Here is a 13829-nt window from a genome sequence, read left to right on the forward strand (position 1 = left end):
GTTCATTCTCCCTTACAAGACGGTAGCGCCGAGGGTGTTCCGGAAGTGGCGCAGCGCCCATTCGTGGCCTTCCGGATCAAAGCTTGCCACGGCGCCCTGATGCACGACGATTTTGAACCCTTTGTTGTAGGCGTCCACCGCCGTATGCAGCACGCAGATGTCCGTGCAGACGCCGACCAGATGCAGCTCTTCGATCCCCCTCGCGCGCAACACGATGTCGAGATCTGTTCCCGCAAAAGCGCTGTACCGCGTTTTGTCCATCCAGATCACGTTCGGCTTGTCCTTGTTCGCTTCATAGATGGCTTGCAAGGTCCCGTACAGTTCCCGGCCTTTCGTGCCCGCCAGATTGTGCGGCGGGAACAGTTTCGTCTCGGGATGGTACGGATCGTCCTTGTGGTGGATGTCGATCGCGAACACGACCAGATCCCCGGCGGCGATGAATTGGTTCGTCAGCTCCGCGATTCTGCCTTCGATCGCCCGGGCCGGTTCGCCGCAGGTCAGGGCGCCGTCCGCCGCGACGAAATCGTTCGTGTAATCGATGTGGATCAGCGCTTTTTTCATGCATCATGCCTCCCTTTAGACTTATCGTTCACAATCGGCTTACACCCATTTAAGCAATCGGCATGGAAATGTCAAGCAAGAAAAAAAGACTGCTCCCGGAAACCAGGGTTCCCGGAAACAGCCTTGGCCGGTCAGATCGATGCGCGGCTGCGCACTTCGAAAATCGCGAATTTCAGATACTGCCCTTCCTGTACGCCGAGGATCTGCGGATGGTCCTTCGCCTGCGTCCGCCATTCGATCAGGCGGAGCAGCTTGCCCGCATCTTTCGCGGCATCGGCGATCGCGCCCAGGAACATCTCCGGCGAGACGTGGTACGAGCAGCTCGCGGTGACGAGGTAGCCGCCCTCGTTCACGAGCTTCATCGCGTGCAGGTTGATGTCCTTGTAGCCGCGCACGGCGTTCTCCGCGGCGCTGCGCGTCTTCGCGAACGCGGGCGGATCGAGGATGACGACGTCCCAGGTCCGCCCTTCGCCGCCGATCGGCACGGAGGTGTCGATCTTCTTCCCTTCCTTCGCGGCGAGCGCCCGCCGCACCCGTTCCTCCAGCGCCTTCGCCTGGCCGCGCAGGTAGTCGAACGCGTCGGCGACAACGAATTCGACGCGGTCTTCGAAGCCGTTCCGCTGGACGTTGCGGCGCGCCGTCTCGATCGCGTGCTCCGACACGTCAAGGCAGGTGACCTTCTTCGCGCCGTAGCGGCAGGCGTGCAGCGTGAAACTGCCGGTGTGGGCGAAACATTCAAGCACAGTTGCGCCGTCCCAGTGGGGATAGGTCACGACGCGTCCGTTCGCGTTCACCGGAACGCGCATCCGTCCGCCGTCATCCGGCCTTCCGATGCCGCGCAGGGCGAAATAATCGTCCGGCACGTCAAGCGCATCCCGCTCCTCGTACCGAATGCCGCTGCGCGCTCCCCAGCCGGTCATGAGCGGGGCGATCGCAGCCCGGTTCTCGCGCTGGTCGTAGAAATGGCCGGTCTTCTGCCCGTTTACGATGTCCACTTCGAGTTCGATGCCGTTCTCGACGATGACGACGGTCTCGGGGCATTCGCCGTACAAGAGGCCGGTTCGCTCCTCCAGCCCTTCCAGCTTGCGGACGGGTACGTCGGACCGTTCGTAAATGCCGTCGGGCTGGAAAACTTCCTTGAGCGCTTCCACGATCTCCAGCCGCCTGACGTCCATGCCGAGCGTCAAAATCTGCACGACGAGCACGCCGCCGAACCGGTCGACGATGAGCCCGGGCAGAAAATCGGCTTCGCCGTAAACGAGCCGGCAGTCCCGCGGATGCTCCACGAACCGTTCGCGATGACGCCGGCACGCTTCAAACCGCTTGACGAAGAATGCGCGGTCCATCCGCTCCAACGGGCCGAACGCGACGGCGCGCACCGCGATCTGCGAATGCGGATTCCAGTAACCCGTCGCGAGCAGCCGGCCGCGATGGTCGCGCACGGCGACGAGATCGCCCGGTTCGGCTTCGCCCTCCATTCGTTCGATCTCGTTCGCGAAGATCCACGGATGCCCCGCTTCCAGCCGCTTGCGGCGGCTGGCGTTCAGTATGACTTCAGCGCCCATTTGCGCGCCCCCCTGCTGAATCTGTCTTGAGCTTTCCTTGTCGGCCGCCGGCGCGACGGCCTGTCATGCCCGTCCGGATTCCGGCATACATTGAGATGACCAGCACGCGCGGAAAGGAGGCCGTCCGCATGACCGATATCGCGCTGCCGATGCTGCTCGGCTTTGCCGTCTTCATGGCCGGCATGAAATTGATGGAGCTGGCGCTCCACCGCTGGGGCGGCGGAAAACTGACGGCCTTGCTCGAGAAGGCGACCGCGACCCCGCTGCACGGCCTGCTGACCGGCACGGCCGTAACCGCGGCGCTGCAGAGCAGCACGGCGGTTACGGTCATGACGATCGGCTTCGTCAACGCGGGACTGATGACGTTCCCGCGGACGCTCGGCATCGTGCTCGGTACGAATATCGGCACCTGCCTGACGACCGAACTGATCGGTCTGAACCTGAATCAGTGGGCGATCCCGCTCATGGCGATCTCCCTGCTCGGCTGGCTCGCCTCCGTCCTGCTGCGGGAAGCGAGCCCGTGGCATGACCCGGCGGCGCCCGAACCGGGCTGGTTCGTCTCGCTGCGCTTCGGCTCGCTCGCCCTGTTCGGATTCGGCCTGCTCCTGCTCGGCATGACGGTCATGCAGTCCATTGCGCCGGCGGTCGAGCAGACGCGGATGTTCGCCTTATTTCTCGACCGGGCGGACGAGAGCGTGCTGTGGGGCATCGCGGCCGGCGCGGCGCTTACCGCCGCCGTCCACAGCAGCGCGGCGGTCATCGGCATGATGATGGGACTCGCCGCGTTCGGCGCGATGCCGGTGGAGATCGGAATCGCCGCCGTTCTCGGCGCGAACGTCGGCACCTGCTTCACCGCCCTGCTGGCCGCGACCGGCGGATCGCCGGGCGGACGTTTCGTGGCATGGTCGCATCTCGCGCTCAACGTCGGCGGCTGCCTGCTGTTCGCGCCGATCGTCGATGTCCTCGCGCTCGCGTCCGGCTGGATTTCCGCATCGCCCGCCGCCCGGATCGCGCATGCGCAGACGATTTTCAATATTGTCTGTTCGCTTCTTGCCCTTCCGCTCTGCTATCTGCCGATCTGGCACCGTCCGGCTCGTCCCCGGACCGATGACCGGCTGGCGGCGTAGCATCCGCCGGCCGGCCGGACAGGATCGCGACGCCGGCGCTCGTCCCGAGCCGGTTCGCGCCGGCCGCCAGCATCCGCCGGGCCGTCCGGCCGTCGCGGATGCCGCCCGACGCCTTGACGCCGATCGTCGGCGAGACGCTCGCCCGCATGAGCCGGACATGGGCTTCCGTGGCGCCGCCGGGGCCGAAGCCGGTCGACGTCTTGACGTAATGGGCGCCCGCCGCCTCGGCGACGCGGCACGCTTCCGCAATCTGCGTATCGTCCAGCAGACCGGTCTCGAGGATCACTTTCACGATCGCCTGCCCGTCCACCGCCCGCACGACGCCCGCGATGTCTGTGGCGACGAAGCCGAACCGGCCCTGCAGCACATGGCCGACCGACAATACCATGTCGATCTCGGACGCGCCGTCTTCGACGGCCGCCGCCGCTTCATGCGCCTTCACCCGCGGATCGCTCGCGCCGAGCGGAAAGCCGACGACGGCGCTGATGTTGACGGGCGAGCCCGCCAGCCGTTCCCGGCAGTAATCGACCCAGACGCCGTTCACGCAGACGCTGTGAAAGCCGTAGGTGAGCGCTTCTTCGCACAACCGCGCAATGTCCGCTTCGGTCGCATCCGGCTTGAGCAGCGTGTGGTCGATAAATTTTTCAAGTGTATCTCCCGGTTTCCAATACTTAACCAACGCCGTCCACCCCGATTCCGAGCAGACGGAACGCGCCGGACAGCACCCGGTCGTTGTTGTCGTAGCCCAAATCCCGCTGCAGCCGCCACGCCTCTTCGGGCGAATGCCAGCTGACGCCGCTGATCTCTTCCTCCTGCGCCTTGAGCCGGCCGCCGACCGCTTCCACCAGGTAATAATGGACCTCCTTGTCCACCGTTTCGTTCTCCTGGTTCACATAACGGTAGGAGATCCGGTCGATCGGCGCTTCGATCCGGCCGCGGATGCCCGTCTCTTCCTCGATCTCGCGCAGCGCGGTCTGCTCGGCTGTCTCGCCCGGCTCCATCTTCCCCTTCGGCAGCGTAATCTTGCCGAAGCGGTCGCGGATGAGCTGGATCTCGATCCGTCCGTCCACGCGCCGATAGACGACGCCGCCTGCAGAGATTTCGTTCATCCCAAGCTTCCTCCGTCCATTCGTTGATGGCCTTGAACATGCGGCGGGGATTCCCCGGCCGCCACTGGCGGACACGGGCAATCCCCGTTCGTTCGCTCTCGCCCCGGCGCCGGACCGCGTCAGACGGCTGCCGTTGCGTCAGCCTGAACCCGTTCCCCGCGGCATTCATTGACGCCCGCTTCCGTCAAGCGAACGGGCACCACGGACCGGATCAGCGACGGGTCGCCGCGGAACGTAATCTGCAGATAGTTGTCGCTGTAGCCGGTGAGCCAGCTTTCGCCGGACCCGCCCTTCGTCTCCCGTTCGGGAATAACCTCCAGCACGCGGCCGACGAACGGCTGCGCATAGGCGAGCTGCATCCGCTCGGACAGTTCGATCAGCCGGTGAACCCGCTCGTGCTTCGTCTCCTCGTCCACCTGGTCTTCCATCCGCGCGGCCGGCGTGCCCGTCCGTTTCGAGTACGGGAACACGTGCATTTCGGCGAACCGCATCTGCTCCATGAACCGGTAGCCGTTCTCGAACATCTCGTCCGTCTCGCCCGGGAAGCCGGCGATGACGTCCGTCGTGATCGCGACGCCCGGCATCGCCTTGTGCAGTTCCTCGATCTTGCGCGCGTACGCTTCGGTCGTATATTTGCGCCGCATCCGCTTCAGCACCGTGTCGTCGCCCGCCTGCAGCGGAATGTGGAGATGGCGGCACATTTTGCGCGAGCGGTTGAGCACGTCGATCATCTTCTCGCTGATCTGGCTGGCCTCGATCGAACTGATGCGGATCCGCTCAAGTCCCTCGACCTTGTCGAGATCGACGAGCAGGTCGGCGAGATCGTAGTTCTCGAGATCGTCGCCGTAGCCGCCCGTATGGATGCCGGTCAGCACGATTTCCTTGTAGCCCGCCGCCGCCAGCTTGCGAGCCTGCGCAATGACGCTCTTCGGATCGCGGCTGCGCGACAGCCCGCGCGCCCACGGGATGATGCAGAACGTGCAGAAGTTGTTGCAGCCTTCCTGGATTTTCAGGAACGCCCGCGTCCGGTCGGTAAAGGCCGGCACCTCCAGATCCTCGAACTCGCGCGTCTTCATGATGTTGCGCACGGCGTTCACCGGTTTGCGCGTCCGCTGGATCTCGGCGATGTAGTCGAGCAGTTTCGACCGGTCCTGGTTGCCGATGACAAGGTCGACGCCGGGAATGGCCGCCACTTCGGCCGGCGACGTCTGGGCGTAGCAGCCCGTCACCGCGATGACCGCATCCGGGTTGCGCCGGATCGCCCGCCGGATGATCTGGCGGCTCTTCTTGTCGCCGGTGTTCGTCACCGTGCAGGTATTGATCAAATAGACGTCGGCCGGTTCGCCGTCGAAATCGACCTGTTCGTAGCCCGCATTCTTGAACAACTGCCAGATCGCTTCCGTGTCGTAGAAGTTCACTTTGCAGCCCAGCGTATAGAACGCGACCGTCGGCATCTATTCGTTCCCTCCCATCTCTCCGGATTCGTACATGAGGCAGGCGAGCGCCGCCAGCGCCGCCGTCTCCGTTCGCAGAATGCGCGCGCCGAGCCCCGCCGGCCTGGCGCCCGCCGCTTCGGCTTCGGCCGCTTCCCGTGCGGTGAAGCCGCCTTCCGGTCCGACGACGATGAGCAGTTTGAGCGGTCGGTCCCCGGCGCGGCTCATCGTCTCGCGCACGCGCGTCCTGAGGCCCGCGGCCGGCTCTCCGCCCTGCCTCTCGTAGCAGAAATAGACATCGTCATATTCGGCGAACGACTGGAGCAGTTCCCGCCAGGAAGCGACGCCGGCCACTTCCGGCAGCCTGCCGCGGTGCGCCTGTTCGGCCGCTTCCTTCGCGATTTTGCGCCAGCGTTCGAGACGCTTGGCTTCCTGCTTCCCGTCGTACTGGACAACCGCCCGCTCCGAGCGGAACGGCACGAATGCGGCGGCGCCAATCTCCGTCCCCTTCTGGATGATGAGCTCCATCTTGTCGCCTTTCGGCAGGCTCTGGGCGACGACGACCGTCCATGCCGGTTCTCCCGATGACGGCCGCAGTTCTTCCGCCTCGGCTTCCGCCCGGACGGGCGTAACCTCGGTCAGCACGGCGGTCGCTTCGCGCCCGGCGCCGTCGCAGACGACGACCCGATCGCCCGGGCGCATCCGCATCACCCGCGCGATATGGAACGCATCATCGCCCTCCACGATAACCGTCCGGCCGCGGAAGGCGGCCGGCGGCACGATGTATCGCTGCATGTCCATCTACCAACCTTCATCATACACGTTTTGCAAGGCAGCCGCCACAGGAAATCCGTGCGTCAATGCACCTGGACCGACAGGCCGAACAGCGAGAACAGCCCGGTGATGATCGGCTTCGAGAGACCGAACAGCGGCGTCAGCGTCACCGCCCGGAGAGGCGGAATGAACACAATCAGGAGAAAAATGATCACGCCCCATTGCGCGTACCGGTCCAGCTTCTCCCGCGCCCGGGGCGGCGAGAGATCCTCGATGATCCGGTAGCCGTCAAGCGGCGGCAGCGGAATCAGATTAAAGATAAAGAGCAGAACGTTCAAGCTGATCAGATAATTGAGGAATACGCGGACCGCCTCTGTCACGCCGATCGATGCGCCGGAGAGCCAGCCGGTGTAGGCGAACAACGCGTACAGCGCGACTCCGATAACCGCGAGCAGCAGATTGCTGAGCGGACCGACGGCGGACACGACGATGCCCATCAGGCGCGGATACCGGAACCGCGACCGGATGACGGGCACCGGCTTCGCCCAGCCGAAACCGGCGATCAGAATGAGCAGCGTTCCGATCGGATCGAGGTGGGCCATCGGATTCAGCGTCACCCGGCCCTGGTCGCGGGCGGTCGAATCGCCGAACTTGTACGCGCTCCAGGCATGCGCGAATTCATGTACCGTGAACGCCAGCGCCAGGACGATCACGATGAACGGCAAATGTTCGAGCGGATACCAGAGGAATCGTTGGAGAAAATCCATCAGCGACCCTCCGGCTTTCTCGCCGTCAACGCGATCCAATCGTCCTGCTCGTCCCGGCGGACGATCTCGAATCCCGCTTCTTCGAGGCCGCGCCGCACATCCTGTTCCTTGTTGATGTAGATGCCGGATGCGATGTACAGCCCGCCCGGCTTCAGCGCCGCGTAAACGTCGTCAATAAACCGGAGGATGATCTCCGCGAGGATGTTCGCGACGACCAGATCAACCGGCAGCTGCACATTGAACGGCTTGCCGTTGGACGTCTCGCAGCCCCTGAGCACGCCGAGCAAGTCACTCTCGCGGACGTCGATTCGGTCCGACAGTCCGTTCAGCTCCGCATTCGCCTTCGCGCTTGACACGGCGACCGGATCGAGATCGAGCGCGAGCACGTTCCGCGCGCCCAGCTTTACGGCCCCGATCGCGAGAATGCCGGAACCGGTGCCGACGTCGATGACATCCTCGCCGCCCTGTATGATGCGATCGAGCGCGCGCAGACAAAGCGCCGTCGTCGCGTGGGTGCCCGTCCCGAACGCCATGCCGGGATCGAGATCGATCACGAGCTCGCCGGGGCCGGGCTCGTAAGGCTCCCAGGTCGGCCGGATCGTCAGCCGTTCCGATACGCGCAGCGGCTTGAAATACTTCTTCCAGGCATCCGCCCAATCCTCTTCGTCGACAAGCGCTTCCTCGAGCGCGTATTCGCCGGGGTCGATGCCGTAGTCTCGCAGTTCACCGATCCTCGCATGAAGCGTCCGCTTGACGGCTTCCATGTCAGCGTCTTCGACGAACCAGCCCTTGATCTCGACCCAGCCGGCCGGTATCGCATTGAGCGGCCGGTCGTACCATTCGCCGAGCGGCGTCACTTCGGGCTTCCGATCCGCCCAGGACTCCTCGACCGATACGCCGTCCGCCTCGAGTTCATGCAGAAAATTCGTCACCATCTCGACCGCTTCCGTTCGCGTCCGGATGGTCAGTTCGTGCCATTTCAACCGAACACCCTCCCCCTGCTTCCGGCGGCCGCACACGGCCGCTTCATCCATTGTACAATACCGGAAGCCGCATGCACAAAAAAGGTTCCCCGAACAAGACGAACGCCCCGGTTCGGACAGCGAATCCGGGGCGCTTGTCTGATTGTCTGTCAATGCCATTCCGCCGTTCCGCCATGGGTCTCGATCAGCCGGGTCGCCTGCTCGACGATCGCGTCGTCGACCGTCGCCGTCAGCGACATTCCGCCGTCATCCGGCCGGACGGCGGCGGCCCGCAGCGCTTCCAGCTTGCGCTGCGCTTCGCGGGCGCGCGCGGCGTCGGTGAACGACGCGTTCAGTTCCGCCATGTCCGCTCACCCCGTCAGCCGCGCTGACGGCTGTCCGCCGCCCGCGCCCTGGCCGCCGCTTCGCGATCGTCGGCGTCCGCCGTCTTCGGATCGACCCGGACATCTTCCCTGCCCGCGGTCGGCAATTTCCTTTGGCCGTTCCGCCTGCTGCTGTCTGCCGGCATAGGACTTCCTCCTTCGCGCAACATGCTCCCGCACCGATAGTGTGCGGCGGCTTCACCCCGAATATGCGGGTGAAGCCTGCGCGCGGCATACGCCGGTCTGCAGGCTACATCGGTCGCTGCTGCTTCACTCGCCGCGGAACGCCCGCTTCATCCGTTCGAACAGCGTTTCGGATTGGCCATTGGGCACATAGGCGCTTTCCTGCGACAGGCCGGCGAACTGACGCAGCAATTCCTTCTGCTCTTCGGTCAGATTCGTCGGTGTCACGACGGTCACCTTGACGTGCTGGTCGCCCTGGCCCATGCCGCGCAGCCGCGGCACCCCTTTGCCTTTCAGGCGGAAATAGGTACCCGTCTGCGTCCCCGCGGGAATGCGCAGCTTCACTTTCTCCGTCAGCGTCGGCACTTCGATCTCGTCTCCGAGCGCCGCCTGCGTGAACGTCAGCGGCACTTCGCAATAGATGTCATCGCCTTCCCGCTCGAAGAATTCATGCGGCTTCACGCGGATGACGATGTACAGGTCGCCGGGCGGACCGCCGCGCGAACCGGCTTCGCCTTCGCCGGACAGCCGGATTTGCGCGCCTTCGTCGACGCCCGCCGGAATGCGCACATGGATGGTGCGCTGCCGCTTCACCTTGCCCGTGCCGCGGCAGGTCGCGCATTTGTCGCGCACGACCCGGCCGTTGCCGCCGCACTGCGGGCAGAGCCGACGGTTCACGATGCGCCCGAACGGCGTATTCTGGACGATCTCCTGCTGTCCGGTGCCCCGGCACACCGAGCACGTCTCCGGCTTCGTTCCCGGCCGGGCGCCGCTGCCGCGGCAGGTATCGCACGTTTCCGTCCGCGGAATGGTAATATCTTTCTCAACGCCGAATACGGCTTCTTTGAATTCGATGGTCATCGTATATTGCAGGTCGCTGCCCCGCTGCGGCGCGTTCGGATCGCGGCGGCTGCCGCCGCCGAAGAACATGTCGAAGATGTCGCCGAATCCGCCGAAATCGGCGCCGCTGAAACCGCCGCCGAATCCCTGGTTCGGGTCGATGTGCCCGTAGCGGTCGTATTGCGCGCGCTTCTGCTCGTCGCTGAGCACGTCGTACGCTTCCTTGACTTCCTTGAACCGCTCCTCGGCATCCGGCGCCTTGTTGACGTCCGGATGGAGCTTGCGGGCCAGGCTGCGGTAAGCCTTCTTGATCTCTTCCGCGGACGCGTTCCGGTCGACGCCCAGCACTTCATAGTAGTCCCGCTTCTCCGCCACTCAGCCACCCCCTCCAAATTGGGTTATGCCGCCCGCACCCCTGCATAACCGAGGGTCAAAGCCGATTGGACCGACTTTGACCCTCCGCCTGCAGCCGATTCAGGTTGCGGCTTATTTCTTGTCGTCGACGACTTCGTAGTCGGCATCCACGACGTTGTCCTTGCCCTTCGCAGCACCTTCCGCGCCGGCGGCGCCGGACGCGTCCTGCTGCGCTCCGGCTTGCTGATAGAGCTTCACGGAGAGCTGCTGCACGACGTTCGACAGCTCTTCGGTTGCCGACTTGATCGCGTTGATGTCGTTCGACTCCATCGCTTGCTTGACTTTTTCCTTCGCGTCGTTCGCCTTCTGGATCTCGGAAGCGTCGACTTTGTCGCCGAGGTCCTTGAGCGTCTTCTCGACCGTATAGACCAACTGGTCGGCGCTGTTCTTCGCCTCGACGAGCTCGCGGCGCTTGCGGTCTTCTTCCGCGTACTGCTCCGCTTCCTTCTGCATCCGTTCGATCTCTTCCGGCGTCAGACCGCTCGAAGACGTGATCGTGATCTTCTGCGATCTGCCCGTGCCCTTGTCAACCGCAGACACATTGACGATGCCGTTCGCGTCGATGTCGAAGGTGACTTCGATCTGCGGCACGCCGCGCGGCGCCGGCGGAATGTCGCTCAGGATGAAGCGGCCGAGCGTCTTGTTGTCCGCCGCCATCGCGCGCTCGCCCTGCAGCACGTGGATCTCGACGCTCGTCTGGTTGTCCGAGTAAGTCGAGAAGATCTGCGACTTGCTCGTCGGAATCGTCGTGTTCCGCTCGATCATCTTCGTGAAGACGCCGCCCGCCGTCTCGATGCCGAGCGACAGCGGCGTGACGTCAAGCAGCACGACGTCCTTCACTTCGCCCGTCAGGACGCCCGCCTGGACGGCGGCGCCGAGGGCGACGACTTCGTCCGGGTTGACGCCCTTGTGCGGCTCCTTGCCGATCAGCTTCTTGATCGCTTCCTGAACCGCCGGAATGCGCGTCGAACCGCCGACGAGCACGACCTTGTCGATGTCGGCCGGCGTCAGACCCGCGTCGCTGAGCGCCTGGCGGGTCGGGCCGAGCGTCCGCTCGACGAGGTGGGCCGTCAGTTCTTCGAACTTCGCCCGGGTCAGATTCATTTCAAGGTGTTGCGGCACGCCGTCAACCATCGTGATGAACGGCAGCGAGATCGTCGTCGTCAGGACGCTGGACAGTTCCTTCTTCGCTCTCTCCGCCGCGTCTTTGAGGCGCTGCACGGCCGCCCGGTCCTTCATCAGGTCGACGCCGTGTTCCTTCTTGAACTCGGAAGCGAGCCAGTCCATGATCGCCTGGTCGAAGTCATCGCCGCCGAGGTGGTTGTCGCCGCTCGTCGCCTTGACTTCGAAGAAGCCGTCGCCGAGCTCTAGGATCGACACGTCGAACGTGCCGCCGCCGAGGTCGAAGACGAGGATCGTCTGATCTTCTTCCTTGTCGAGGCCGTAAGCGAGCGCGGCCGCCGTCGGCTCGTTGACGATCCGCAGCACTTCGAGACCCGCAATCTTGCCGGCGTCTTTCGTCGCCTGGCGCTGCGAGTCGTTGAAGTAAGCCGGCACCGTGATGACCGCCTTTGTCACCGGCTGGCCGAGATACGCTTCCGCGTCGGCTTTCAGCTTCATGAGAATGAACGCCGAAATCTCTTGCGGCGTGTATTCCTTGCCGTCGATATTCACTTTATGGTTGGTGCCCATGTGCCGCTTGATCGAAATGATCGTGCGATCCGGGTTCGTGATGGCCTGGCGTTTCGCCGTTTCGCCGACGATCCGCTCGCCGTCCTTCTTGAACCCGACGACGGACGGCGTCGTGCGGTTGCCCTCCGAGTTCGGAATGACGACCGCTTCGCCCCCTTCCATGACGGCAACGCAGGAGTTCGTCGTGCCGAGGTCGATGCCGATCACTTTGCTCATCGATCGTTCCTCCTTAATGGATTGCCAGAATCACTGCTTGCTTCAGCCGCTGACCTTGACCATGGCCGGACGGATCACGCGATCCTTCAATATATAACCGCGCTGAAGCTCTTCCAATATGGTTCCTTCTTCATGCTCGTCGGATTCGACGCGCATGACCGCCTCGTGGAATTCGGGATTGAACGGCTGTCCGACCGTCTCCATCGGCTTCAGCCCCTCCTGTTCAAGCAGCTGGAGAAACTGGCGGTGAATCATGTCCACGCCCTTCGCCAGCGACTCGAAATCTCCCGAACCTTTCGACGCGCCGATGGCGCGCTCAAAGTTGTCCAGCACGGGCAGGAGCCGGGTGATGAGCTCCATGGAGGCGTATTTCGCCATCTCTTCCTTCTCGCGCTGGGTGCGGCGGCGGTAGTTGTCGAAATCGGCCTGGGCGCGAAGCAGCCGCTGCCGATATTCCTCGAGCTGGCTCTCGAGCTCCGCGATGCGGGCATCCCTTGGATCCGCCTCGGGAGCCGCTTCCGCCTCCTGTCCGGCCGTTTCCTCCCCGGCTGCGGACGCGTCCGCTTCGCCTTCCCGGGATTCCGCAGCATTCGCCTCCGCATTCAGCGTATCGGTCGGCGCTTCCGCAGCCGGCCTGTCGCGTTCATTATCCGCGTTGGCCGCTTCTCCGCCTTCGGCTGCGGCCTCCTGTTCCAACCGCTCTTCTGCTGCTGCATTCCTTGCTTCCGTCATTGCTGCAGTCCACCTCCTGATGCCGCGGTCAATACATTATGCTTAATTGTACCATTTTGCAAGTACGGCGGCCAAATCCTTGGACAGAATGTCCATCAGCGTAATCGCTTTGCCGTAATCCATGCGCATCGGCCCGAGCAGGCCGATCGTGCCGACCGTCGTGCCGTCCACGACATAGGTGGCCGTAATGAGGCTGCAGTTCTGCAGGGCTTCGTCCGCGTTTTCCTGGCCGATCCGGACCTGGATGCCTTCCTGCTTCGGACTGAACGAACGCACCAGAGCCGGCGTCTCGTCCAGCCATTCCAGGATCGACTTCACCTTGTTCACGTCCCTGAACTCCGGCTGCGTGAGCATGTTCGAAGTGCCGCTCGTGAAGGCGCGATGCTCGGTGCGCTGCTCCAGCGCCTGCGCCAGCGTGTCGATGATCTCTTCGCAATGGCTGACGTAGCGGTTCAGTTCCTCGCTCACTTCGGTATACAGCTTCGTCTGCAGCCGGTGAAGCGGCACGCCGACGAGCTTCGCATTCAGAATCGCCACGACCTTCTCGAGTTCGTTTATGTCAAATCCGGGCGGAATGGAGATCGTCCGGTTTTCGACATGGCCGGTGTTCGTCACGATGATGGCGACGGCCGACTCTTCATTCAGCGGCACGAGCTGGAAGGCCTTCAGCGAATTGCTGAACACCTCGGGACCGAGCACGATGCTCGTATAGTTCGTCAGGCTTGCCAGAATCATCGCGGCGTGCTGGATGATCTGCTCCATCCGCGTCATCTTCCGGGTGAAGAACGAACGAACGCGCCGCAAATCCTCCTCATCCACTTCACCGATGCGGACGAGGTGATCGACATAATAGCGGTAGCCTTTCGCCGACGGAATCCGGCCGGCGGATGTGTGCGGCTGCTCCAGAAAGCCGAGCTCCTCCAAATCGGCCATCTCATTCCGGATGGTTGCGGGACTGTAGCCGACGCCGCTCTTCTTCGAAATGCTGCGCGATCCGACCGGTTCGGCGGACCGAATGTAATCGTCAACGATGGCATTCAAAATCAGACGCTGTCTCTCGGTCAACATCTC

General features: G+C 63.7%; 15 protein-coding genes. 1 reads left to right on the forward strand and 14 read right to left on the reverse strand.

Going from position 1 to position 13829, the window contains the following annotated elements; genetic code table 11:
* Positions 1-12 precede the first annotated feature (12 nt).
* Positions 13-561 carry a cysteine hydrolase family protein gene (locus tag THECO_RS11645; protein WP_015255243.1) on the reverse strand — a complete coding sequence of 183 codons (549 nt, stop codon included), beginning with the start codon at positions 559-561 and terminating at the stop codon, positions 13-15.
* Between the two features lie 131 nt (positions 562-692).
* The gene (locus tag THECO_RS11650) at positions 693-2126 is read right to left on the reverse strand and encodes a class I SAM-dependent rRNA methyltransferase (RefSeq protein WP_015255244.1); all 1434 of its coding nucleotides are present in this window, start codon (positions 2124-2126) and stop codon (positions 693-695) included.
* Between the two features lie 128 nt (positions 2127-2254).
* Between THECO_RS11650 and THECO_RS11655 the strand changes: the two genes are divergently transcribed.
* The gene (locus THECO_RS11655) at positions 2255-3253 is read left to right on the forward strand and encodes a Na/Pi cotransporter family protein (RefSeq protein WP_015255245.1); all 999 of its coding nucleotides are present in this window, start codon (positions 2255-2257) and stop codon (positions 3251-3253) included.
* Here THECO_RS11655 and deoC read toward each other — a convergent pair.
* From deoC to hrcA, 12 genes are all read right to left on the reverse strand, one after another.
* Positions 3156-3932, reverse strand: coding sequence for a deoxyribose-phosphate aldolase (gene deoC / locus THECO_RS11660; RefSeq protein ID WP_015255246.1), 777 nt, complete (start codon positions 3930-3932; stop codon positions 3156-3158). The two genes, THECO_RS11655 and deoC, sit on opposite strands and share 98 nt — an antisense overlap.
* On the reverse strand, positions 3925-4362 hold the full coding sequence (locus THECO_RS11665) for an NUDIX hydrolase (RefSeq protein WP_015255247.1): 438 nt from the start codon (positions 4360-4362) through the stop codon (positions 3925-3927). Before THECO_RS11665 ends, deoC begins: the two co-directional genes overlap by 8 nt.
* 119 nt (positions 4363-4481) lie before the next feature.
* The gene (gene mtaB / locus THECO_RS11670; RefSeq protein WP_015255248.1) at positions 4482-5816 is read right to left on the reverse strand and encodes a tRNA (N(6)-L-threonylcarbamoyladenosine(37)-C(2))-methylthiotransferase MtaB; all 1335 of its coding nucleotides are present in this window, start codon (positions 5814-5816) and stop codon (positions 4482-4484) included.
* Positions 5817-6590, reverse strand: a complete 774-nt coding sequence (locus tag THECO_RS11675; RefSeq protein ID WP_041854406.1) for an RsmE family RNA methyltransferase — start codon at positions 6588-6590, stop codon at positions 5817-5819.
* A 62-nt stretch (positions 6591-6652) separates the two neighbouring features.
* Complete coding sequence (locus THECO_RS11680) at positions 6653-7336, reverse strand: site-2 protease family protein (protein ID WP_015255250.1); 684 nt, start codon at positions 7334-7336, stop codon at positions 6653-6655.
* The gene (gene prmA, locus THECO_RS11685) at positions 7336-8319 is read right to left on the reverse strand and encodes a 50S ribosomal protein L11 methyltransferase (protein WP_015255251.1); all 984 of its coding nucleotides are present in this window, start codon (positions 8317-8319) and stop codon (positions 7336-7338) included. The genes THECO_RS11680 and prmA overlap by 1 nt, the downstream gene beginning before the upstream one ends.
* 149 nt (positions 8320-8468) lie before the next feature.
* The gene (locus THECO_RS11690) at positions 8469-8663 is read right to left on the reverse strand and encodes a hypothetical protein (RefSeq protein ID WP_015255252.1); all 195 of its coding nucleotides are present in this window, start codon (positions 8661-8663) and stop codon (positions 8469-8471) included.
* Positions 8664-8677: 14 nt separating this feature from the next.
* Positions 8678-8827, reverse strand: a complete 150-nt coding sequence (locus tag THECO_RS21705) for a hypothetical protein (RefSeq protein WP_015255253.1) — start codon at positions 8825-8827, stop codon at positions 8678-8680.
* A gap of 124 nt (positions 8828-8951) precedes the next feature.
* A complete protein-coding gene (dnaJ, locus tag THECO_RS11695) occupies positions 8952-10079 on the reverse strand; it encodes a molecular chaperone DnaJ (RefSeq protein ID WP_015255254.1) in 1128 nt (375 codons plus the stop codon).
* Positions 10080-10190: 111 nt separating this feature from the next.
* Positions 10191-12026, reverse strand: a complete 1836-nt coding sequence (dnaK, locus tag THECO_RS11700; protein ID WP_015255255.1) for a molecular chaperone DnaK — start codon at positions 12024-12026, stop codon at positions 10191-10193.
* Positions 12027-12068: 42 nt separating this feature from the next.
* On the reverse strand, positions 12069-12758 hold the full coding sequence (gene grpE / locus THECO_RS11705; RefSeq protein ID WP_015255256.1) for a nucleotide exchange factor GrpE: 690 nt from the start codon (positions 12756-12758) through the stop codon (positions 12069-12071).
* A gap of 42 nt (positions 12759-12800) precedes the next feature.
* A complete protein-coding gene (hrcA, locus tag THECO_RS11710) occupies positions 12801-13826 on the reverse strand; it encodes a heat-inducible transcriptional repressor HrcA (protein ID WP_015255257.1) in 1026 nt (341 codons plus the stop codon).
* Positions 13827-13829: the final 3 nt, after the last annotated feature.

The sequence above is a fragment of the Thermobacillus composti KWC4 genome, from assembly GCF_000227705.2.
In the GTDB taxonomy this organism is placed as follows: Bacteria; Bacillota; Bacilli; order Paenibacillales; family Paenibacillaceae; genus Thermobacillus; species Thermobacillus xylanilyticus.